At 63.5% G+C, this 22,899-nt stretch carries 15 protein-coding genes; 14 read left to right on the forward strand and 1 reads right to left on the reverse strand.

What is annotated here, in order from left to right:
• Positions 1–464 precede the first annotated feature (464 nt).
• The 11 genes from D3876_RS08370 to D3876_RS20220 all read left to right on the forward strand — a co-directional run bounded on the left by D3876_RS08370 (position 465) and on the right by D3876_RS20220 (position 18,573).
• Positions 465–746, forward strand: a complete 282-nt coding sequence (locus D3876_RS08370) for a hypothetical protein (RefSeq protein ID WP_119761348.1) — start codon at positions 465–467, stop codon at positions 744–746.
• A 155-nt stretch (positions 747–901) separates the two neighbouring features.
• Positions 902–1,195, forward strand: coding sequence for a glycoside hydrolase family 97 catalytic domain-containing protein (locus D3876_RS08375; RefSeq protein ID WP_119761350.1), 294 nt, complete (start codon positions 902–904; stop codon positions 1,193–1,195).
• 213 nt (positions 1,196–1,408) lie between these two features.
• The gene (locus D3876_RS21215) at positions 1,409–1,633 is read left to right on the forward strand and encodes a glycoside hydrolase family 97 C-terminal domain-containing protein (protein ID WP_420801965.1); all 225 of its coding nucleotides are present in this window, start codon (positions 1,409–1,411) and stop codon (positions 1,631–1,633) included.
• A gap of 487 nt (positions 1,634–2,120) precedes the next feature.
• Positions 2,121–2,879: a conjugal transfer protein TraA gene (locus D3876_RS08390; protein WP_119761353.1), complete on the forward strand. Its 759-nt coding sequence runs from the start codon at positions 2,121–2,123 to the stop codon at positions 2,877–2,879.
• A gap of 461 nt (positions 2,880–3,340) precedes the next feature.
• A complete protein-coding gene (locus D3876_RS08395; RefSeq protein WP_119761355.1) occupies positions 3,341–5,047 on the forward strand; it encodes a ShlB/FhaC/HecB family hemolysin secretion/activation protein in 1,707 nt (568 codons plus the stop codon).
• Positions 5,047–5,265 carry a hypothetical protein gene (locus tag D3876_RS20450; RefSeq protein ID WP_182911947.1) on the forward strand — a complete coding sequence of 73 codons (219 nt, stop codon included), beginning with the start codon at positions 5,047–5,049 and terminating at the stop codon, positions 5,263–5,265. The genes D3876_RS08395 and D3876_RS20450 overlap by 1 nt, the downstream gene beginning before the upstream one ends.
• A gap of 221 nt (positions 5,266–5,486) precedes the next feature.
• Positions 5,487–5,948 (forward strand): DUF746 domain-containing protein, encoded by a 462-nt coding sequence (locus D3876_RS20455; protein WP_182911948.1) that lies wholly within the window; start codon positions 5,487–5,489, stop codon positions 5,946–5,948.
• Between the two features lie 157 nt (positions 5,949–6,105).
• Entirely contained in the window at positions 6,106–16,440 is a 10,335-nt protein-coding gene (locus tag D3876_RS08405) for a two-partner secretion domain-containing protein (protein ID WP_119761358.1), read from the forward strand.
• A gap of 325 nt (positions 16,441–16,765) precedes the next feature.
• A complete protein-coding gene (locus tag D3876_RS08410; RefSeq protein ID WP_119761360.1) occupies positions 16,766–17,734 on the forward strand; it encodes a polymorphic toxin type 50 domain-containing protein in 969 nt (322 codons plus the stop codon).
• An 11-nt stretch (positions 17,735–17,745) separates the two neighbouring features.
• The gene (locus tag D3876_RS20215; protein WP_147417617.1) at positions 17,746–18,063 is read left to right on the forward strand and encodes a hypothetical protein; all 318 of its coding nucleotides are present in this window, start codon (positions 17,746–17,748) and stop codon (positions 18,061–18,063) included.
• A gap of 18 nt (positions 18,064–18,081) precedes the next feature.
• Positions 18,082–18,573 (forward strand): hypothetical protein, encoded by a 492-nt coding sequence (locus tag D3876_RS20220; RefSeq protein ID WP_147417618.1) that lies wholly within the window; start codon positions 18,082–18,084, stop codon positions 18,571–18,573.
• 90 nt (positions 18,574–18,663) lie between these two features.
• Here D3876_RS20220 and D3876_RS08420 read toward each other — a convergent pair whose 3' ends face one another.
• Positions 18,664–19,269, reverse strand: coding sequence for a DUF937 domain-containing protein (locus D3876_RS08420; protein WP_119761363.1), 606 nt, complete (start codon positions 19,267–19,269; stop codon positions 18,664–18,666).
• 138 nt (positions 19,270–19,407) lie between these two features.
• Between D3876_RS08420 and D3876_RS08425 the strand changes: the two genes are divergently transcribed.
• The 3 genes from D3876_RS08425 (at position 19,408) to D3876_RS20460 (ending at position 22,846) form a co-directional block, all read left to right on the forward strand.
• Positions 19,408–19,803 carry a DUF3597 domain-containing protein gene (locus D3876_RS08425; RefSeq protein ID WP_119761365.1) on the forward strand — a complete coding sequence of 132 codons (396 nt, stop codon included), beginning with the start codon at positions 19,408–19,410 and terminating at the stop codon, positions 19,801–19,803.
• A gap of 686 nt (positions 19,804–20,489) precedes the next feature.
• Positions 20,490–21,173: a response regulator transcription factor gene (locus D3876_RS08430; RefSeq protein ID WP_119761367.1), complete on the forward strand. Its 684-nt coding sequence runs from the start codon at positions 20,490–20,492 to the stop codon at positions 21,171–21,173.
• Between the two features lie 1,205 nt (positions 21,174–22,378).
• Positions 22,379–22,846 (forward strand): transglutaminase-like cysteine peptidase, encoded by a 468-nt coding sequence (locus D3876_RS20460; protein ID WP_182911949.1) that lies wholly within the window; start codon positions 22,379–22,381, stop codon positions 22,844–22,846.
• The last annotated feature ends 53 nt before the right edge of the window (positions 22,847–22,899 follow it).

Genomic DNA, 22,899 nt, shown 5'->3' on the forward strand with positions numbered 1-22,899 from the left:
CGCGGATGCCCGACCGCTTCGCCAATTCCTTTTGTTGAATGTTCTGGCGGGCCATCGTGGCGTGAATCAGAGGGATATAGCCCCGCAAATTATCAATAAGGAGCCTCAGAGGGCGTCAATCAAGGTAGCTGCTCACTGGGGTGTATCGCCGACGGCGGCGTAAGCGCGCAGTCTTCTCAAAATGTAAGAAATGGTCACATCGCTATCGTAATCGCAACATCGTTTGATCAACTAAGGGTGTCCACGATATTCGCGACATGTAGTAAGACTATCGGAATACGTCTGCACGTGCCGTAATGTAAAATACTGTTGGTTCGCAGGGCGCTCGGAGCACTGGTGCCTGCATTTACCCAAATTTACATACAGCCGGATTGCTCTGGGGTTTCGCGCTCCTGCATGAATGGTCGTCAGCGCGCGTTGCCGACGGATAATAGCGAGCCTATAGGCGAACGGGAGCAGAAGATATGAGTCTGGAAGAGCTTGAGCGGATATGTCGCCGGGGTGTCGATACCAACAGCCCCGCGCAGCTTTCAGCGAATCAATGCTACGACGTCCTCACGGCGCTGGAACAATTGTCACGCAAATTGGTCAATGAAGGCGATGAGGGGAAAGTCGATCGCGGTGCACGCGCATTACTTGACGCGCTCTATCCTGGTCGCCGATGGGAAAATCAGGCGGATTACCTGCAGAAAGCGCTGAAGACGCATGTCAGAGCGGTGTTTCAGGCGGTGACAGCGTCTGATTGATTTAGGTTTGTTGACATGGCGCTGGCCTCGTCCGCCGCTATCCGCCTATGGCATCTTTTGGTGCATCAAGAATACCACGAAAAGCGTGCCTGAGATCAACTTGCCCGAAGAGATCGCCTATGCGCGAAAAAAAGGGCGCGTGGTAGCGGCTCTGGATGCATTCAGAGGCGGCCAAGGGCCACATGATAAGGGCCTTTCCGCTTTACGAGCAGTGGGGCATCGACGGCGTGATGGTCGATTTCTTCGATTGCGACGACCAGGATACCGTCGTCTTCATGGAAGAACTGCTGCAACTGGCGGCGAAGCATCATCTGAACGTGACGTTGCACAATGTTTACAAGCCGCGCGGTGTCGGGCGGACCTATCCAGCTTTGCTCTCCATCGAACCGCCTTCAATGTGGAAGACCACCAGTGGGATGCGCGTGGCAGCACGCCGGAACATGAATTGATGATTCCCTTCGTGCGCATGCTGGCCCGACCGGTGGATTTTCATTCAGGATCTTTTCGCAACGTCACGGTAGAGCAATTTTATCCCCGTAATCCGGGGGCTCTCACGATGGTACCCGTACGCGTCCACTGGCGAGATATGTTGTATATGAAAATCCCTTGCCGATGGCGGCTGATCTTCCGGCGATATATATGGGCGGCCGGGCCTGGATTTCATTGTCAAACTCCCGACTTCGTGGGACGAGACAAGGGTGCTCGAAGGCTCTGTAGGCTACTATATCACCGTGGCGAGGCCGCGCGGCAAAGAGTGGTACATCGGCAGCATGGCCGACAATAGCGCGCGGGAATTGACGATCGCACTAAGTTTCATCTGCCGCGAACATTCCCTGCGGAGATTTACGCTGACGACCCCGCTGCCCCCGATCGGCCGACGAAATTGATTCAGAAACGAATAACGGTGACTTTCACGGACACCATCCATGCCATCCTGGCGGCAGCGGGGGGACAGGCGATCCATTTGACGCCGGACAAGTAAAGGGTCTGACTTTACCGGTGTTCGTCAGTATCGAATATCCAGCTGTCCGAGAGCTTGCCCTGACTGCAAGTCTCCGGCTGATGGACGAAAGGCTCGGATCACCGCACATCGCCCTGCGCTGGCCTCCGGGCTGTACCCGATAGGCGCCCATTTGCGCCGGAACTCTTGCTGGCTGTCAATCGGCGTCCAATCGGCACCCCCGATCAGCGCCGAACGGGGAGCCCCTTGGCAGGAGGGCGCGCAATGATGGTTGGCGCGAGATTCTGCTGGTGGCGTAGGGAGGGCGTAGCCCGACCGGAGCCAGCAGCAGAGCGAAGCGCCGTTCTACACGGCACCGCGACGGCGTTGAACTTCACTATGGGCGCGACGACTTTGCCGATGAACGCACTCTTGTGCGCACGCTGTCGCGCGAGCGCGCCAAGGACATGGCGTGCGACCATGACCGCGCCGATCGGGGGCGCGCCTTTGCCGAGCGGCGCGGCATCGGCGAGCGGCTCGCTGAGCTTGTCCGCAAGGCGGCCCAAAGGACGCGTCAGATCGTGGACAATCTCCGGACAGGGCCGCGCGCGCCTGCGCCGCAGCCCGAGCGCAGTGCATTCACGCCCAGGCCCGACCCGCACCACGCGGTCGCGCGGCATGGTCGGATCGTCTCGGCGATCCTGTTCGCACAGAGCGTGGGCGATCCGGCATCGCCCGAGCAGCGCGTCGAGCTTCATGCGAGCCGTGCTGCGCTCGACAGGCTCGCCCCCTGCGGCTCGCACGACCTGGAGGCGGCCTTTGCCGCGGACCGGGGGCTGATCCGCGAGGCTGCTGGGGGACAAACCCAAAGGGCGATCCGCGCGATGCAGCTCGAAGCCGAGCTGCGGACCGATCCCAGGTTGCGCGCCGATATGTTCATCGAGCGCTGGCAGATGCTCGACCAGAAGCGCCAGCGGCTGCTTGGGCAATATGAGGAGCGCGCCGCGAGCAGGGTCACCCAGACCATGGCGGAAATGGCCAAAAGCCTCGAGCGCGATCCGCAGCTCGAATCGCTGCTGCGCGGTCGCCGACACCAGCTCGGGCTTTCCAACATCCCTGAGCGCAGCCTCGACCAAAGCCTTGCCGATATGATCGGGTGGGGCAGGAGCCGGGGGCCGAGCATCGGGGTGTGAGGATGGGCGGCTTTCATCGTGCCGCTATCCTGCGACAGCGCAGCGCACCTTTGAGGCGTCGCGCAATTGCGTCGTTTGTGAACGCGACGGCAGATGCGCACGCGGATCGCACCCTCGGAAAGTGGCGTATAACGGCATGCACGCGTGCGTGAGATGTGTCTCGAATTTGCGCGCTCGATGCGGAGCATCGCAGCTCTGTCCGTCGCTTCGGTCGGCTGACATCATGCATCGACCTTGCTCCGGTCCGTGGGGTTCTCCAGCGCGACGCCAATCCAAAAGCGCTCGACGCCTGATCCCGGCGTTGAAGGCGTTGGAGCAAGCCGGTCCCGATGCGCGATCACGATTGGCGCGGGCACCGAACCGTCCGGCTCTGCGTCACCGTGCTGAACATTTTACCATAGTTAACACGCACATGGCCGTGCCTGCCTCTAAGCCGTCCGCTACGCTTCGAAGGGGGAGACATGGCGGCCATGCGCAAGGCGGTGCACGAATCTGGGAGCGCTCGGGAAAAACTGCACGGTGTTGGCGGGATCGGATGTTCAATTGCGCTGATCCTCGGCCTCGGCGCGACATCAGCGCACGCGCAGGATGCCGGCGCGCTTGCGCGCGAGCGGGCGCGGGTCGAAGCCGAGCGACAGGCTGCCGAGCGCGCGGCGCGTGCGGCAGCCCCCGACGCGCGGCTCGACGGGCAGGAGGCGTACCCCTTGGGCGATTTCCCCGAGGAGGAGCCCTGCTTTGCGATCCAGCGGATCGAGATCGAGGGCGGCGTGCCCGAAGGGCTTGGCTGGGTCGAGGGGCATCTCGGACAGTTCCGCGGAAAATGCATGGGCGCCAAAGGGCTCGACCATGTGCTGCGTTCTCTGCAGGGCGCGTTTCTCGAGCGCGGGCTGATCACGACGCGTGCCGGCGCGCCCGAACAGGATTTGGCATCGGGCGTGCTCAAGCTACGGATCGTGCCGGGCAAGGTGAGCGGCGTGCGCGTGACGCCGGGCTATGAACTGGGCTGGGCGGCTGCCTCGCCGGTCGATCCGGGCGCGCTGGTGTCGCTGCGCGCATTGGAGCAGGGGCTCGAACAGATGCGGCGCATTCCGGCGCGCGCGGTCGAGGTCCAGCTGGAGCCGGGCACGGAACCGGGCGAAAGCGTGCTGGCGGTGACCGTGGGCAAGGCGCGGCCGATCTCGGGTTCGCTCTCGCTCAACAATTTCGCCAGTGGCTCGGTCGGGCGCTGGCAGGGGGCGGCGCAGCTTGCGGCGCTCGATGTTCTGGGCTTGTCCGAGATCGTGAGCGCCAGCTACAACCGTCGGATCGATGCGCCGGGTGTGCCCGCCGACAGCCAGGGCACGGGGCTTTCGGCGTCGATCCCTTGGGGTTGGTGGACCTTCGGGGTGTCGGGCTCGGCGAGCCGCTACGGCCAGACGATTTTGGGCGAGGTGCGCAACTTTGAGACGCGGGGCAGGCTCTACACGGTCTCGGGCTATGGCGAGCGCGTGATCCACCGCGACCGGACATCGAAGACATCGCTGCGCGCGACGCTCAGCCGGCGCTGGGCGAGGAGCTATATCGACGATGTCGAGATCGGCCTCCAGCGCCAGGACCTGAGCGATATCGAGCTGGCGCTGATCGACCGCCGCCAGTTGGGCAGGCTCAGGCTCGACAGCGAGCTGGCGGTCCGCTTCGGTGTGGATCTGTTCGGGGCTCAGGACGATGCGCCCGGGCAGCCCGCAGCGTTTCCCACGGCGCGCTACCGGATCGTCACCGCCGACATCGCCGCGACGCTGCCAATGGGCGACGGATTCATCGAAAGCTGGCGACTGGCGTTTCGCGGACAGGTGTCGGGCGAGCCGCTGTACGGCTCGGACCTGTTCTCGGCGGGCGGCCCCTACACGGTCAGGGGCTATGACAGCGACCGTGCGGTGCTCGGCAAGACCGGGTGGTATCTGCGTCAGGAACTGACCGCGCGCATCGGCGATCATGTCCGGCCCTATCTGCTGCTCGACATGGGGCGTGTCGAGAATGGCGGAAGCCTGCTCGCCGGGCTCGGCGGCGGCGTCAGGGCGGCCGTCCATGGCTTCACGCTCGACGCGTTCGCAGCGATCCCGCTCAGCCACGATACTCTCGCGGACAATCGCCTCGCGCAACTCGGCCTCAGCATTGGCTGGGGGTTTTGATGGCAGATTCGGAAACGCAGCGGGATACGCAGGCTCTGTGCTGGCAGCGTGGAATAACGCTGCGCCGATCCCCGGGCGGCACACGTTTTCTGATCGGTGCGGCGATGCTCGTCCTCGTCCTGCTGTGTACCGCCGCTATCGCCCAACTTTTCCCGGATGGGCAGGCGGCGGGCGATGCGGCGCCGGACGGGTCGGTCGCTGCTTCTCCTTATCGATGACGAAAAGAACGGGGCAGCCTTGCGGTCGCCCCGTTCCCATGGGTCGCCGCAACCCGGTCCGGCCCTCCGGCCCTCCGGCCTTCCGGTGTTCGGGTGCAGCGCGTGCAACAGGCAATTCCGGCGTACGTTGGGCACACCACTCGATCGGATCGTCCACCGCGCATGCATGCCCGCCTTTGTTCGGATGCTGTCGCAGCAGAAGAGCTGCTTGTGCGCGGCCGATGAGCCTGGGGGTGGACTATCGCGCCGTGATGCGCTGGACTGCGGCGTTCAGGACGTGGTTCATCGCGCTCCACCCCTCGGGGGCGTACGAGGCCAGGGTCCGGCTCGGCATGGCGCCGTCGCTCAGCGGACTGGTTTGCCCGGCGTGCGGCGCGACCGGCACCTTGGCGTATTATGGCTTTGCGGTCGTGCCGGAGGGAGGCACCGGCGCGCGCCGACAGCTGCGCTGCTCGGCCTGCGGGGCCTTTACGCTGCTCGATGAATCCGCAGTTCTGACGAGCGCCGAGGATCGGGCCGGGTCGAGAACGGCGCTCCATGCGGGCAAGCCCCAGGCCCGCCCGCGGCAGCGACGGGTGGCGCCAATCGAGAGCGAGATGCCGGACGGGGTGTGGGTGCGCGGACGTCAAAAGGAACGGGGCCGCCTGGAAGAGCGGCCCCGTCGAGGCTGTTGTTACGCGTAAATGCGTTCCGTGGTCAGGGAGGGGGAACGCGTCACCGGTCTGCGCGCCGGGCCTGCCCACGGCAAGCGCTGTCCTGGCAAATTTGCGATTGTTTACGATGCGTATCGATCGGGCCGTGCTAGCGCGGAACGTGTCGAAGTAAGCATGGGAGTGGCGTATGCGGGGGCAGCGGAAAGCTGGAGCGACGCGCGTGCTCGCCCTGTCGCCAGTGAGCCGCAGCGCTTTGGCGCTGGCGCTCGTCGCGGTGCCCGTCAGTGCACAGCAATCCGCTCAATCGGCCCCGCCCCACGGGGCCGCTGTGCGCATTGTACCCGAGGCCGGTCCCAATGCGCCGCGGATGGATGTCGCGGGCAATGGCACGCCGATCGTGAGGATCGCGACGCCCTCGGCCAGGGGGGTGAGCCACAATCGCTATACGGACTTCAACGTCGACGACCGCAACCTCATCCTCAACAACAGCGACAAGATCACACAGACCCAACTGGGTGGCTGGATCGACGGCAACAAGAGCCTCAAGGCCACCGGCCCCGCCACGCTGATCCTGAACGAGGTGGTGGGCGCCAATGCGTCCAGCCTTGCCGGATATATCGAGATAGCAGGTGCGCCAGCGCAGCTGGTGATCGCCAATCCATACGGGATTAGCTGTACTGGTTGCGGATTCCTGAATTCTCCGGTCGTCACCCTGGCAGCGGCCAGGCCCCGGATGGATGGCGCGGGTGGCCTGGGCGGCTTCAGCGTCACCGATGGCACGCTTGATATTGGCGGCCAGGGCCTCGATGCCTCGGGTGCGCGGCTCGACCTGTTCGCGCGCGCGATTGCGGTCAATGCGGGCGTCTGGGCGGATGCGATCCATGTCGCCGCGGGCGCCGCCGAGCTGGCGACGGCGGATGGTACCATCACCGTGACCGCGCCTGGAACGCCAGCCCAGCCAGCGCCGCGCTTCGCGCTCGATGTGGCCGCACTCGGCGGCATGTACGCGGGTGCGATCCAGTTGATCGGCACCGAGGCGGGGCTCGGGGTCAATGTCGCGGGCGATCTGGCGTCGCTCGAGCGCGGCTTCAGCCTCGATGTGAACGGCAAGCTGACGCTGTCGGGCCGGATCACGAGCGGGGGCACGATCGACATCAAGGCGCAAGAGGCCGAGGTCACGGGCGCGGCCTATGCCGACGGACCGCTGGGGCTTGCGGTGCGCGGTGCTCTCACCGGCGACGGCATCATCGCGAGCGGGAGCAATCTTGCGGTGAGCGCGGGCACGATCGACCATGCGGGCGCGTTCGCGGCCGGGCTCGCGCGCGACGGCACGCTGACGCGCACGGGCAATCTGGCGATCCGCGCGACCGACAGCATGATGCTGTCGGGCCAGGCGCTCGCCACCGGCGCGGTCGGGATCTCGGGTCGCGAGATCGCGCTTGCCGGGCTGGTCCAGGGCGGAGACGTCGGGCTGGCTGCGGTCGACGCGCTCGATATCGCCGCGGCCGGCCGGGTGGTCGCGGCAGGCGCGCTCGAGGCGGACGCTGCGACGCTCGTCAGCCGCGGAATCCTGTCGGGCGGCAATGTGGGGCTGCGTTTCGGGCGTTTTGAGAACATTGGAGGCACGGTCGATGCGCGCGCGACGCTCGATCTGTCGGGTGACTGGATCAGCCTTCGGGACAGCGTGATCCAGTCGCACGGTGCGGCGAGGATCGCGGCTGCCGGAGTGGCAAGCATCGGCGGCGCGATCCTCGCCCTTGGTTCTGACGGCTTTGAGATCGACACAAGCGGCGCGGTCAGCGTCACCGATACGCTTATAGGATCCAACGGAGCGCTCGACCTGCGCGCGGGATCCTTGCTGCTGAGCGGCGCCGATGGCCAATTGACCGCGGCCGGGCCGCTCGGCGTCGCTGCGGTGGATACGCTGAGCGTTGCAGGCGGCGCGCGGATCGCGGGTAGCTCGGGACTAAGTTTGAGCGGCGCATCGGTCTCGGTGGAGGGCGGCACGATCGAGACGGCGGGGGCACTCGCGCTCGATGCGGACACGCTGGCGATCGGCGCTGCGGGCAGCATCAAGGGCGCCACATTCGCGGTGGCGACGGGCGAGCTCGTCAATGACGGATTGCTGGCCGCGTTTGGCGCTGATGGCGCATCGGTACTCGCGGTAACGCGAACGATCGACAACCGCGGCGAGATCGTCGTCGACAGTGCCGCGTTCGACCTGTCGGCGGGAACGCTGAGCAACGCGGGCACCATCGCGCATGCCGGCAGCGGCGCGCTGACGGTTGACGCGGACAGCCTCGCCAACGCCGTTGGTGCCAAGATCGCGGGCAATGGCGCGCTCGCTGTCACCGCAAGCGGGTTCGCCAATGCCGGTGACATCACCGCGGCGGGCGATGCGCGCTTTACGGTGTCGGGCTCGGTGTCCAGCACGGGCCTTATCGCGAGCGGCAACGGGCTGTCGCTCGCGGCGGCGCAACTCTCCAACGCCGGGACGATCGAGGCCGCCGCGGCACTCGACCTGCGCGCGAGCGATATTGTCAATTCGGGTTCGATCCTTGCCACCGGGACCGATACACTCACGCTCGCCGCTACCGGCCCTTCGACAAGCTCAGGAGGGGCCGTCATAAACGGTGCCGGTGGCGTCATCGGCGGCAATGGCGCGGTCAAGATCACGGGCGCGAGCGTCGATCTGTCCAATGCGACGACCACGGCGCTCGGCACGCTCGACATTGTAGCGACCGCAGGCGACCTCCGCCTGGCGGGTCCCGACACGCTGGCGGCTGCGTCGGGCAACCTGTCGCTGGCGGCGACGGGCACGATCGATGCGAGCGAGGCGAGCCTCCGGACCGATGCCCTTGCTGCGATCGCCGCCGACCGCTTCGTGCTCGACGGCGGGCTGCTCCAGGCCGACGCCTTTGCACTGAACGCCGGCACATTGTCGCTCAGACGCGCCAGGTTGAGGCAGACGGGCACTCAGGACTTTGTGCTGACCAGCAGCGGCAGCGTCGACTATTCGGGGGGCGAGATCTACGCCGCGGGCGCCAGTTTCACGCTCCATGCCGCCGAGATCCTCAATCTGGGCGGCGCGATCCTCCACGGCGGGACCGGGCGGCTCGATATCGCGGCCGCGGGGCTCCTCGACAACAGCGCCGGCGTCATCGGCACCAACGGATCGCTGGCGCTGGCCGCCGAGCGGCTCATCAATGCCGGTGGAGAAATCACCGCGGCGGGCGCCGCGCACGTCGCCATCGCACATGCCCTGAGCAACGACACCGGCCTTCTGGCGAGCGGCGACGCGCTGACACTGCGCGCCGGCGCCGTCTCGAACGCTTCGGGCCGGATCGAAAGCGCGGGCGACATGACGCTCGATGTCGCGAGCCTTATGGGCGGCAGTCTTTTGGCGGTGGCGCATGAGGGGATCAGCCTCAGCCTTACCGCGCAAGGGGCGATAGAGGCGGTGGACGTGTTGGGCTCTTCCGGCACCGCAACCCTGTCCGCCGCCTCTATCAGCCTCGCGCCCGGCGGCCGGCTGACCGCGGGCGGCCATCTGGCCGCGACCGCGACCGCGGGCGATATCGTGCTGGGGGGCGGCGTGCTCGATGCGTCCTCGATGTCCCTGAATGCTGCTTCCGGTTCGCTGCGTACCGGAAGCGGCGGGCTGATCGCGTCCCCCGGCGCGATCAGCCTCAAGGCGCCGGCGATCGATCTGTCGGGGGGCGTGCTCCAGGGCGCGAGCCTCGATCTTGTGGGCGGTTCGCTGATCAATGCGGGCGGCACGATCGAAACCCCGGGCACAGCGACATTCGCCTTCACCGGCACGATCGACAATAGCGGCGGCGACATCCGCGCTGACAGCCTCACCATCGCCGCGGCCAGCCTCGTCAATGCACGGGGGACAATCGGCTCGGCTGGCACTGGGGTGTTTGCTCTCAACCTTGCTGAAGTGCCCGCAGGTGCACCCATGGGTATGGGTGTGCCTGCGGGTACTCTCGACAACAGCGCCGGCGTGCTTGCGAGCAATGGCGCGCTCGATCTTGCGGCGGGGTCCCTGGTCAATGCGGGGGGGCGCATCGAGACGCTGGGCGGTGGCACGCTCGGCCTGATCGAGGATTTCGACAATCGCAGCGGCGCGCTGCTGTCCAATGGCGCTCTCGCGCTCACCGCCGCCAGGCTGTTCAATGATGCAGGGACGATCGACAGTCTCGCGGGCCTTGACGTCACCGTCTCGGGCATTCTCGACAATGGCGCGGGCACGATAGTGTCGCGCGCGGGCGCCAGTGCGCCCGCTGGTTCCGGGCTTGACCTCAGCGCGACGCTCGGGCTGACCAATGCGGCAGGCGGGACGATCGCGTCTTCGGGCGCCTTCACCCTCGCCACGCAGATCCTCGACAATCAGGGCGCGCTGTTTGCCGACGCGCTGAGCATCGACGCCGGCCAGATCTCCAATGGCGGCAGCCTCTCGGGCCGCACGCTCGATCTGCTGGCCGCGGTGCGCATCGCCAATAACGGCGCGATCGAAGGCGACGCGCTTTCGATCGAGGCCGGCCAGACGATCGCCAATAACGGCAAGATCGCAGCGGGCGTCGATGGACTTGCACTCGTGACCGAGGCGCTCGCCAATCAAGGCGAGCTGGGGGCTGCGGGCACGGTTGCGCTCACCGCCTTCGGCATCGCCAACAGCGGCACGATCGCGTCCGGCAGCGACCTGACCATCGACGCGCAAACCCTCACCAATACCGCCTCAGGCACGCTCTGGGCCGCGCGCGACGGCAGGCTCGCGCTTGGCCAGGCCCTGACCAATCGCGGCAGCCTCGGAGCTGCCCATGCGCTGTCGATCACAGCGCCCGACCTCGACAATGGATCGGGCGCCGACGCGGGCACGATCGCGGCGGGAACCAGCCTGCATCTCGATGTCGGCACCGCGCGGCTGGGCAAGCTGGTCTCAGGCGGCGATCTCGGCTTTGCGCTTGGCGGAGACTGGAGCCTTGGCGAAGGCGAGAGCCTGTCGGCTGCGGGCACGCTCAGCCTCGACATCGGCGGAAACGCCCTCAATCAGGGCCGGCTCGAGGGCGGGCGCGGGGTCAGCATCAGCGCGGGCGGCGATCTCACCAACGCCGCCACCGGCGCGATCGAGGGCGGTGTCGTCGATCTCGCCGCGGGCAATGCCATCGTCAATCTCGGGCTGATCAACGGCGGCGAGGTGACGCTCGCCGCCGATCGTATCGAGAACCGCGCGGCGATCTTCGGCGACACGGTCTCGGTCACGGGCAGGAGCGGCATCCTCAACAGCGGCGCGCAGGCGGTGATCGCGGCGCGCGGCGACCTGCTCGATCTCAGATCCGATGGCACGATCGCCAATCTCGACCGCGCGCTCCTCTACAGCCTTGGGCATATCAGCATCGGCGGCGCCAGCGGCACGCGCGCCGCCTCGCTCACCAACGGCTCTTCGACGATCGAAGCACAGGGTTCGATCAGTCTCGCCGCCGACACCATCGTCAACGAGCGCACCCGCTTTGCATTCGGCACGGTCACCCAGGAAGACGTGCGCGTGCCCGTCGACAGGAGCAAGATCGATGTCGCGCCGGGCTCGACCTTGATGGGCGTGCGGGGCGTCGCCGACGTCACCGAGACCGCGCTCATTGACGACAGCGGCGAGGCGCGGATCATTGCAGGCGGCGATATCGTGGCTGTCGGCAACAGCTTTGCCAATCGCTACTCGACGATCGCCGCGGGCGGCAATTTCGTCTTCAACGGCGGTTCGATTGCGAGCACGCAGGCGAGCGGCGCGGCCGGTGGCTTCACCAACGAGGCACTCACGGGTACGCGCACCTCGGTGACCACGATCAAGGGCGAGGTCAAGTCCTGCGGTGCCGGGGCGTGCGACACGAGCTCGTTCGAAGACGGCCCCGTCACCACCACCGAGACCATCGTGGTCGCCCCGGGCGTGGTCTCGGCGGGCGGCACGGTCGCGATCACCGCCCCCACCATCGCCAATGTCGTGACGGGCAGCGGCGGCGATGCCAATGGCTATGCGCGCAGCGTCTCGGGCGCGGCGACGGGCGCGGTCGGGACAGGCGCCAGCGCGCAAGCGGTTGCGGGTGGAGATGCAGGCGCCGTCTCGGGCGGTCTGGCGACCGATACGGTGACCGGGGTCGCGGGCGTCGATCTTTCGGGGGCCGCGCTCACCGTCACCGGCGGCCAGTTCGCGCTGGCAGGCGTCGTCACGGGTCCGGGCACGCTCGCCGGGCTCAAGGCCGAGATCATTGGCGGCGCCCCGGTGCTGTTCCTCGATCTGTCGGGTCTGTTCCGCTTCGCCGATCCACAGGCCTCCTATCTGGTCGAGACCGATCCCCGCTTCACCAATTATGGCAGCTTCCTGTCGAGCGACTATTTCCTCAACGCGCTCGGCTATGATCCCAGGCGCACGCAGAAGCGGCTGGGCGACGCGCTCTACGAGCAGAAGCTCATCACCGACCAGCTCGTCGCCCAGGCCGGCATCGGGCGGCTCGCCGGCTATGCCAATAATGAAGAGCAGTACCGCGCGCTGATGGACAATGGCGTGCTCTACGCCAGGAGGTTCAACCTCGCGCCCGGTATCGGCCTGAGCGCGGAGCAGATGGCGACCTTGACCAGCGATATCGTGCTGCTGGTCGAGGTGACCGTCCAGACGCCATCGGGTCCGCAAAAACTGCTGGCGCCCAGGCTCTATCTGGCGAGCGTCGGCACGCGCGACCTGACCTCGGGCGGCGCGGTGATCTCTGGCACCAATGTCGCGCTGCGCGCACCCGACGCGCTCGTCAATTCAGGGCTCATCCACGCTACGCAAGCAAGCGACATCACCGGCGGCGACATCCTCAATACCGGGCGCCTCGAGCTGGGCGGCGTCGGCAGCGTCCATGCGACCAACGATCTCGTCAATCGCGGCGGCACGATCACCGGCGGCAATCTCACGCTGTCGGCGGACCGCGACCTGAGGCTCGAGAATGCGACCCAGACGACACGCACCGCGACCGCCTGGCGCGACGACCGCAGGCATTACGGCAGCGCGACCGAGACCAGTGTCACCAGCATCGCGGGGCATGTGACGACGACCGGCGATTTGTCGATGTCCTCTGGCCGCAGGCTTGCCGTCACCGGCACCGATATCGATGTCGGTGGCAATCTGGCCGCCCGGGGTGAGGACGGCATCAGCATAGCCTCCGCCATCGACAGCACGAGCAGCACGCGCGAAGGGCGCGACGGCAAGACGCGCTTCAGCGAGAGCGCGTCGAGCACAACCAACCGCCTGTCCACCATCACCGTCGGCGGCGATGCCAGCTTTACAACGCCGGGGGCATTCTCGGTCAAGGGCGCCGAGATCGATGCCCGGGGCGCGCTCAACGCCGACGCGGGCAGCATCGCGCTCGAGGGCGTGACCGACCGCGCGAGCGTCACGGTCGACACGCTCAGGAAGACTTCGGGACTGCTCTCCTCGAAGAAGACCACGACGCATTACGAGGCAAGCGACGAGACGGTGGTCGCATCCACCCTGTCGGGAGACACCGTCGATCTGCACGGCCGCGACGGCGTGCGCGTGCTCAGCGGCAATGTGGTGGGCACGGACGATGTGCGGGTCGCGAGCGACCAGGGCGATGTCACCATCGGCGCGCTCGCCGAGCATGATCACCAGGCCTCGAGCGTCAAGGTCAAGCAGTCGGGGGTCAGCATGAGCGGCGGCGGACTGTTCGCGGGGGTTGCCAGGACGCGCCACGACGAGACCGTCGACAGCACGACCCATGTCGGCTCGCTGATCGGCTCGGCCACCGGCGACGTCACGCTCGCGGCCCCCCGGGGGACGGTGCGGGTGACCGGCAGCGACGTGGTCGCGCCCGAGGGCGGCGTCACCATCGACGCGCAGTCGGTCGTGATCGAGCACGCCACCGATACCGTGGATACGACGTCCTTGAACACGTCCTCCTCGTTCGGACTGTCGGTCAAGCTCTATGAGAATGTCTCGGGTGCGGTGAAGAGCGTGACGGGGCTGCCCGGGCGGATTGGTGATGGCGCCGCGGGCGGCGCGGCGCAGACCGGGGTGACCGCGGTTTCGGAGACGCTGCGCACGGTCGACAGCGTCCTCAATGCGGTCACCAATGCCGCGGGGATATCGGCCAATCTCGGCTATTCGAAGAGCAAATCGACGAGCGAGAGCCATGCCGAATTTGTCTCGGGCTCGACGGTCGCGGCGCGCGAGGTGAACGTTGTTGCCAACGGGTCCGCCGCTGGAGCGCCCGCGGGGTCGGGCGCGTCCGCGGGGACCCTGACGGTCACCGGCTCGGATATCACCGCGACCGGCGACATGCTGCTCGATGCGGGCGAGATCGTGCTGCAATCCGCCCAGAACAGCTTCGAGAGCAGCTCGCAGAGCAGGAGTTCGGGCGCCGGCATCGGCGCGACGGTCGGTGTCGGGCTCGCGGGCAACGTAACCGCGAGTGGATCGGTCAGCTTCTCGACGAGCAAGGGCCAGAGCCAGGCGAGTGAGATCAGCCAGGTCAATACGCATGTCACCGCAGACAACATTCTGACCATCCGCTCGGACGGTGATATGACCTTGCGCGGCGCGGTGGCCGAGGGCCGCGATGTGGTCGCCGATGTGGACGGCAATCTCGCGATTGAAAGCGTGCAGAACATCTCCTCGCGCACCAGTTCGAGTTCGGGTGTCAGTGCCGGAATCAGCTTCTCGCCCAAGCCCGGCCAGTCCGCGTTCGGCGTCAACGGCGGCGTCTCGACGGGCGACGGCAAGGGCAATTCGGCGGGGGTCGCCGAACAGTCGGCGCTGATCGCACGCGGAGGCTCGGCCGATATCGACGTCGCTGGCGCGACCACGCTCAAGGGCGCCGTGATCGCGGCGGTGGACGAAGCGGGCAAGGATACGGGGCGGCTGAGCCTGGAGACGGGCAGGCTTGAGGTGAGCGACATCGCCGACCGAGGCACCTCGCGCGATGTGTCAATCGACGTGTCGGCAAGCGTCAACGATCCGTCCAAGGGTGGGCTCAAGGGAGCGAATACCCCGACGGTAGACGGCAGCTATGCCAGCTCAACCTTCGTGCAGGAGACGCGCGGAACGGTCGGCCAGGGCACTGTCGCGGTGGGCGATCCGGCGAACAGCACGCCGCTCGCCGAGATCAATCGCGACGTCTCCCAATCGCAGGTCGTCACCAAGGACAGCCAGAGCGCGTTCACGGTCTATGCGAGCGATACCGCGGTCAATGAGATTGGTGCGCTGCTGTCGGAAAAGAAAGACAGCGTCATCGTCTCGACCGCTGATAAGCTCATCAAAGACCCGTTGAAGGCGATCAGGGACGTTGTCGCCGAAATCCGCTCATTGGGTGACGGGGTCAGCCAGAGCGGCGCGCTCGAAACACTCACGGGCCAACTCGGCCAATTGCTAGGAGCGAAACCGGCATATTCGGCAACAGACGCGAAGCTGCGCGCCCGCGAGCTGGCGGAGCAGCGTTTTGACGCGACGCTAAAGACGTTTGAGAAGGAAATGGGGCGCCCGGCCAGCGAGGACGAGAAGGCGACGTTGCGACGCATCACGGGCTATGTCGGCGGCGCGCTGGCGGGGATCGAGCGCACCGGCATGGAGGACATCGACGCACTGTCGAAGGACGGTGCGCCGGGCAGCAGCCGGTCGGCCACCGGGTTGAACGGGGAGCTGATCGTCGAAGCCGGAACGCTCTCCACGGGCGATCAGGTCGTGAAGGCGGTGGGCGAAGCAGGCCGCTGGCTCCAATCCATCCCGAAAGAAAAGCGCGAGGCGGTCGAGAAAACGCTGGACGTGGCCTTTGGCGGGCCGGTCAAGGCCGTGGGGGCCTGGACGGTCGAATATGCCCTGCAGAAGACGCTGGAAGCCAATCCCGAACTCGCCAAGGAAATGAGCGCGTTGATCGACGAGGCCGGCATCCGGGCCATCGACACGCTCTCGGTCGATGACGAGCAGACTGTGCGGGAAGACAGCGCGCTCGACAAGCGTGACGTCAGCGACGGCAACGCGCAGGTCACGGAGATTGGTGCAGTGTTCGAGGCTGCGACCACCATCCTAGGGGTCGACGTTCCCGGGCTAGGTAAGGGTAAATTGTCGAAGCTCGATGCCCCCTTGGGAAAAGTGGTCGCCCAATATGGACCTTTAAATCAAGGGCCTCTGTCTAGCGATATTGTCGGAACATTTCGAAGCGGCACATATAGCGAAGTTATCACCACTTCGCCGACCAAGCTCTATCGCGTTATAGGAGACAGCGGAAACCCGGCAGGCGCCTACTGGACTAGGATGAAGCCGGAAGGCCCCTTGCAGTCCGTCATTGATAGCGCTCTTGATCAAAGCTGGGGGAATTCAGCAACGCGTGTGATTGAAATGGAGGTGCCACCCGGCACGAAGCTATTCGAAGGCGCGGCCGCCGCACAGCGCGGCTTGATCGGTGGCGGCAATCAAATCTATTTTGATAAAGATATAAATCCATTGAACTTGAACTGGATTAAATGATGTCCGACTGTCCTTGGGAAAAAATAGACGCATTTCAGACGCCGGGCGAGTTTAGTCGGTTTGTACGATGGATTGAAGAGCAAGTGGCGCGTGGTGTTTGTGAAGAACTCCTTGAACCGAGAAAACACTCTACACAATGGGATGATAGGCGCTTCAAATGCAGCTCAACTGGCCAAATATGGAAACTTTCTTGCCCCGATCCAGGATACTTTCCGGGCTCGTGGTTGCCAGAACCGCCCCAATCGGCACGCTAACTATGATCACGGCGAAAGCGCCCGATGTCGGTGGGTCCCCGAGATCGAGGACCTCGATATTGTAATTTGGATTGCGGGCAGAGCGGATCGGGGGTGAGCCCGCAGACGGCATCAGCATAACCTCCGTCATCGACAGCGCGAGCAGCACGCGCGAAGGGCGCGATGGAAAGACGCGCTTCAGCGAGAGCGCGTCGAGCACAACCAACCGCCTGTCCACCATCACCGTCGGCGGCGATGCCAGCTTTGCAACGCCGGGGGCATTCTCGGTCAAGGGCGCGGAGATCAGCGCCGATGGCGCGCTCAACGCCGACGCGGGCAGCATCGCGCTCGAGGGCGTGACCGACCGCGCGAGCGTCACCGTCGACACGCTCAGGAAGACTTCGGGACTGCTCACTGACGCGGGCGGCTATATCGTCAACCTCGCGACGGGCGGCTGGGCGTTCGAGACGCAGGCCGAGCGCACGACGAACCGGATCGACGGGGCGATCGAGCTGGGCAAGCAGGCGATGACCGATCCGGTCGGCACCGCGACCAAGCTCGGCGAGGCCTATGTCGAGCCCTATCTGAAGGGTGCCGAGCAACTCAAATCCGGACAGACCTATGAGGGCACCGCGACGATCAGCGAGGCCAGCGCCGACCTCATCGCCAAGGCCGCCACCGGCGCCGGCGGCGCGGTCGCCAAGGTGCCCGGCGCAATCCCCGGGGGCAAGATCGACCTGCCCGCCCCAAAGAAACTACCCATTCCCAATAATTTGGGTAAGAGCATTCATTCTGGAGCGCAAGACAAGTATATTCCGGGGACAAACAACTACGATCCAACCAAGGGGAGAAGTATTCTAACTGCGGACCCCACCGACCTGCTTAACGGCGTGCATAGTGGTAAGTATCCAATTGTCAGAATGGCTGGAGACAAGCCGATTGTCGACTTTGGCAAGCCAATTGGCACATATGGCGAAAATGGCCCCCAAACTCAATTCGGAACGATTCATTCTGGAAAGAACGGGGTGCATATCGTTCCCGCGAATCCAACTCAATATTAGGAGAGTGATTGATGGAAGACTCTCTAAATTTTTGGGATATGGCCCTTCGATCGGCAAAGCGAGCAGTGAATCTGGAGGGTGTCGACAATATTTCGTTCGCCTGCTTGAAGCATATTGGTACGAAAAATTTCGAAATTGAATACGGATTTCATGATGAACCTACGGATGAAGATTTAGAGTCACTTTCTCTAATTGAAACGGAGATGGTATCGGATATTTGGAATTGGGTTGGTAATTTCCGTTACACATGGTCCATTCGCTCTCATCCGCCGCAGGAATTTGAGGGCAAGAACACCATGGTGTTTTACCGATCTTCCAAATGCCCTTGATTCACCGCTGAGGAGAAGGTGGCCGCCTATCGCGCGGCGTTCCCGAATTCCGGGATACCGGACACGCCCGAAGGCGACCGGGCAATCGCGCTGACGCGCGCCATTTCTTCGAGAAGCAAAGCTCCTCGAGATTTGCGCGCGACGCGCTCAGGGCGAGACGCTCGAGGTGCTCATCAATGCCCATGGCGTATCGGTGGGGACAATATCTTCAACGCCGTTGACCTGACCTCGGGCGGCGCGGTGATCACTGGCACCAATGTCGTGCTGCGGGCGCCGGACGCGCTCGTCAATTCAGGGCTGATCCGGGCAGGTGTTGCCAGCAACATCACAGGCGGCGACATCCTCAATACCGGGCGCCTGGAGCTGGGCGGCGTTGGCAGCGTCCATGCCCGGCGCCGCCCGAATTCCCGCGACATGCGGGTCGTCACATGGCTGTTGCCGTCGGCGCACGAGCGTCGACGGCAACATCGGGCCGAGCGGCACGGAGTCCGGCGTTCATACTGCCGGTGAAGACCGAAAGCCCGTGTATCATGCGCCTGACTATCCCGGCTTGCTTCCAGAGCTGAATCAAGGGTGCACGATGCCCTGGACCGGAACGGATCAGCCGTGCAGCTTTCCAGCCACGGACAATATGTCATCCAGCGGGTTTCCGTCCCCATCCAGGTCGAGCATGGACGCGACCCCGCTTATACCCGCAGCCTGACCGTCACCGCCGCTCGAGTTGCCGCCCAGGAAACCGCCGAGCAGCTGTCCGAGCAGGGAGCCCGCGCCAGTACCGTTTGCGGCGACGCCTGACTGCGAACCGGCTTGAGCCTGCGCCGACATTAAGCCCCCGACGGCCATCGCCAGAAGCGGCAGCATCTTCTTGAGGAGCGACGGATCGAGGCCTGATGATTGGGCGGCATGGTCGGCAACCGTCCTGCTCACGTCTTTTGAACCAAAGATCTGACCGAGAATCTCGTTTCCAGGTTCCATTGGTGTTGCTGAGATGCTGGTAACAGCCTCAAGCAAACCGCCGCCGCCCAGACCGCCCAACGTGCCAACCAAGGCATCGAGACCGCCCGCGTGCGCGCCAGCCTGCTTCTTGAAGCCGCCGAGAATTGCCGGAAGCAGCACTTCGGCGCCAGTTTGGACCATCGCCGGGCTGATGTTCATCTCCTTTGCAACGGAATTTATTACATTGAAATCCAAGATATTCCTTTGCATGATAAGTATACCTTTCAAGATGTCATCAAATTGTCGTGTAAATTTTGCATTTTACAATATTTTACAGAGTGAAGATGTTTTTTATATTCTATCTAATCATAAGATATAGCAAGAGCATCAATTGAAGGAGTCGTTGAAATGAGCCTGTTCGGAAAAATCAAGGACGCGATCTTTGGCAAAAAGCCGGCGGCAGTGCCGGTGGTGCCAGTTCAGTCGACGTCTGCGCCTGCAACGCAAGTTACGCCTGCGCCTGCTCCCGTATCCCTGGAAATCAGTGAAGTTGATGTCGAGGTCATCCTGAACGGATTTGCGTTGAAATCGGAAGAGAAGCTGAATTGGCAGACGTCGATTGTCGATCTGCTCAAACTTCTGGATCTGGATTCCAGTCTTGTCGAACGCAAGGAGCTTGCAAAGGAGCTCGGATACACAGGCGCTCTTGATGGTAGCGCTGAAATGAATCTGTGGCTTCACAAGCGCGTCATGCGCGAATTGGGGGCGAACGGCGGGAAGGTTCCGGCAGCGCTTCTCGATTGAGCGCGACTTTGGAGTAGAATGCCGTTGGTGTCGGGTGGCATGACTTGGTCGCCCGGCACCGAGAGTGTCGGCCAATGCATGCAAATGGCCGCCGGGTAAACTTTCGAGTGGGCCATCATCAGACATGGCAGATGTGTTCGGATTGGTGTCGATCTGTGTCCACTCACGTCACCGGAAATTTCTCGACTGGTTTAGCAGAAGCAATTTTCAAAAATTGCAACACAACTGTCTGCAAGATTGACAGAAATTTGCGATCAGATCAGGTTTCCGGTGCCCTTGATCGAGTGTGAAGCGGCGACTTAGAGAGTAATCATGATTTCGATTGGGGGATTACGCAGTTCGTTATCGAGCACCGCATGATCATCACCTACAGTTTGATTGCCATCATGATTGCAGCAGTTATTATCGGCGTGCGATATTTCGTACGCGCAAGACAAGCTCAAAAAAAATACCGTTGTCGACGTGACCGCAGGTGACGATACAGCTCGAGAAATTACAACTAGACTGCAAACTGACCTGTTATTTGCCACTGATAATTGACATCTGGAGGGCGCTGCATCGTTGACGCTTTTTAGCGAATGTCCATCCGGTGCCGCCTATTCTATGCAGCATCATCAGGGGGCGTAGGACGAAACTGGTACATGACAAGCCAATGCATGGCTTGAATAATAAGGCCCTGGAAAAAGATGACTGCGCATATCCTTGTCGTTGAGAGCGAGCCGACCCTGGCGTGTGCGCTGGAGGCGACACTGTCCTATGGCGGCTTTTCTTCCGCATTTGCTGCGACTTACAATGAGGCCAAGACGCTACTCAACACTGAGTCTTTCGATGCCGTCTTGCTGGATCTGGAATTGTCTGGCGAGAGCCGTTACGATCTGCTCAAGCGGATACGTGAAACGTCAGATGGGCCAATAATCGTGCTTTCACCGCTTGATGCGGAGCACCATAAGATCAAGGTCCTCGACCTTGGCGCGGACGATCTCCTGTCCAAGCCTTTCTTGCCAGGTGAATTGCTGGCGCGCGTTCGAGCTATGCTTCGCCGTTCCATTGCCCACAAGCCCGCGGAGACGCCGATCGCAGGCATGCGTTTGGAGCATCGTTGTGCCCGAATTGGCCCCCGTATCGTCGATTTGTCCACCAACGAATACAAGCTGCTTTCAGCCCTTGCCCAATGCCCCGGCGTGTCTGTGTCCACTGAGGATCTGGTAGCTACAATGTGGGGAAAACTGGACCACAATCGTTGTTCACATCTTCGCGTACTCGTTCATCAGCTCCGGGAAAAGCTTGAAGTCGATCCGCGCCGCCCCCGAATCCTGCTGACTGCGCGCGGCTATGGCTATCGGGTGGCGCGAGTGAAGGAAGCGCATTAGGCAGACGCCAGTTTCGCGGGCACCAGTTAGGCTACACAAACTCGACGCGTTGACCCTCAACATTGCCATCGGCAATGTCGTTTCGCACGCTAAAGATTTTTCGGCGCTTCTGGAGCCGACGGGCGCCAGGTTTGCGCCGCTTTGCGATTTGATGTCGGGCTTCGCTTGGGGCGAGATCGCGCGGGTTCATGCCCAGAGCTGTCGGTGGACAGAGGCGCGCAGCGCCGTGTTATGCTGCAGATCAGCGCGCTTTGGGCTGCTGGGGGCCAGAAGGAAGCCGGATCGCTCCTCGGACATGAAAGCGCGCAGCGAATCCGCCGCCGACGCGTCGAGCATGCACGGCGGCGCTGTTGGCGCGTTCGTCCTGATGACCAGTCCGACGCTGGTCGCGAAGTGCGGTTGCCGGCGCTTGACGCCGCCGAGAAGGCTCTCGGTCAGCGCCTCTGGTCGTGCCGCCGTTGTGCAAGGTAGCGCTCTACGAGATCAATAATTGTCGGCTCATTCCACGCGCTTGTAAATCCAGCGATGCCGCCCTGAGCGGTTACCGAAACAACTCCGGGCATACGGCGTGTGCAAACATTGAGAAGGCAATTGTGGACGATGTCATGGGGCTTTCCGGGGATGAGATGCTCCCCAATGGCCCGTTCTTTAAGATTATCGTCCGTTTCCTGTAAATTCGTCTGCTTTTTGTTTAAATGTCATTAAATGTAAAATCATATGTTGAAATATTCATTTCAATACTTGCTTGGCATAGTCATGTTCAATTCCGTTTTTACGTGAACGTTTTGTGCTGATTGTTTTCAGCGAGTTGAATATCGTAACAAATACATTGCCGAGAAATTTCGATGTGTGATTCATTGTTTGGCGTGGACGTGTCGTCCGCGGTGCGAACTGCTGCGTGTGGACTCAAGGCTTTGTACGCTGCGCATAGTCGTTCTATCTCGCGATTCAGTGCGGTAGCGGCGGTCCTTGCCGCAACCGTTGCTTATGGCGGGCTTGAAAGTGCGAGGGCCGATCAAGGGGTGGCGCGCGCGCGTGGCACGCCGCGCGCTGATGCACCCGTCGCAGGCGAGCGCCGTGACCCGTCGCGGCTCGACTCGCCCCCGATATTTGGGTGGGCAACGCTTGAAATCCGCTCCACGCCGCTCGACGCGCGATGGCGCGGGGCAAGCGTTGAACGGCTGGGGCGCGGGCCGTGGAGTCAAGTGCTGGATCAGGCGCGCATGCTTGGTCGCGATCAGCAGATCGCTCTGGTGAACAGCTGGGTAAATCACCGGGTTGCCTACGTTGATGAGGCTTCCCGGCGCGGCGATCACTGGTCACTTCCGAGCGAAACGCTGCTGCGCGGGCGCGGCGATTGTGAGGATTACGCACTCGCCAAGCGCGCCATGCTGCTTGCCTTGGGCGTGGATGCGCGATCACTGTTCCTAGTAGTTGTACGTGATCTCGTCCGCAGAAGGGACCATGCGATCCTTGTTGTCCCTGGTGACCGGGGCGCGGTGATTCTCGACAATGCGAGCAACAGGATTCTATCGGCGACAGATGCCGCAGGCTACAGGCCGATCTTCAGTTTCGCTGACACTCGAAAGTGGATTCACGGCAAACCGGCCGAACGAAGCACTCCCCTCGCAGCCCGTCAGTCTTTGTCGTTGCCATCCGCAGCGCGAGACTGACCGACATGATATCAAGTTTGCGCGATCAGCCCGGCGTGAGCGATCAAGGCGTC

Origin of the sequence: Sphingomonas cavernae, from assembly GCF_003590775.1 — a bacterium.
Classification (GTDB): domain Bacteria; phylum Pseudomonadota; class Alphaproteobacteria; order Sphingomonadales; family Sphingomonadaceae; genus Sphingobium_A; species Sphingobium_A cavernae.

Bases quoted from the DNA above. Each gene is read 5' to 3' on its own strand.
- D3876_RS20455 (WP_182911948.1), top strand. From the start codon at position 5,487: ATGAGCCTGGGGGTGGACTATCGCGCCGTGATGCGCTGGACTGCGGCG.
- D3876_RS08420 (WP_119761363.1), bottom strand. From the start codon at position 19,269: ATGCAAAGGAATATCTTGGATTTCAATGTAATAAATTCCGTTGCAAAG.
- D3876_RS08395 (WP_119761355.1), top strand. From the start codon at position 3,341: ATGGCGGCCATGCGCAAGGCGGTGCACGAATCTGGGAGCGCTCGGGAA.
- D3876_RS08425 (WP_119761365.1), top strand. From the start codon at position 19,408: ATGAGCCTGTTCGGAAAAATCAAGGACGCGATCTTTGGCAAAAAGCCG.
- D3876_RS20215 (WP_147417617.1), top strand. From the start codon at position 17,746: ATGGAAGACTCTCTAAATTTTTGGGATATGGCCCTTCGATCGGCAAAG.
- D3876_RS08405 (WP_119761358.1), top strand. From the start codon at position 6,106: ATGCGGGGGCAGCGGAAAGCTGGAGCGACGCGCGTGCTCGCCCTGTCG.
- D3876_RS08375 (WP_119761350.1), top strand. From the start codon at position 902: ATGCATTCAGAGGCGGCCAAGGGCCACATGATAAGGGCCTTTCCGCTT.
- D3876_RS08370 (WP_119761348.1), top strand. From the start codon at position 465: ATGAGTCTGGAAGAGCTTGAGCGGATATGTCGCCGGGGTGTCGATACC.
- D3876_RS20450 (WP_182911947.1), top strand. From the start codon at position 5,047: ATGGCAGATTCGGAAACGCAGCGGGATACGCAGGCTCTGTGCTGGCAG.
- D3876_RS08430 (WP_119761367.1), top strand. From the start codon at position 20,490: ATGACTGCGCATATCCTTGTCGTTGAGAGCGAGCCGACCCTGGCGTGT.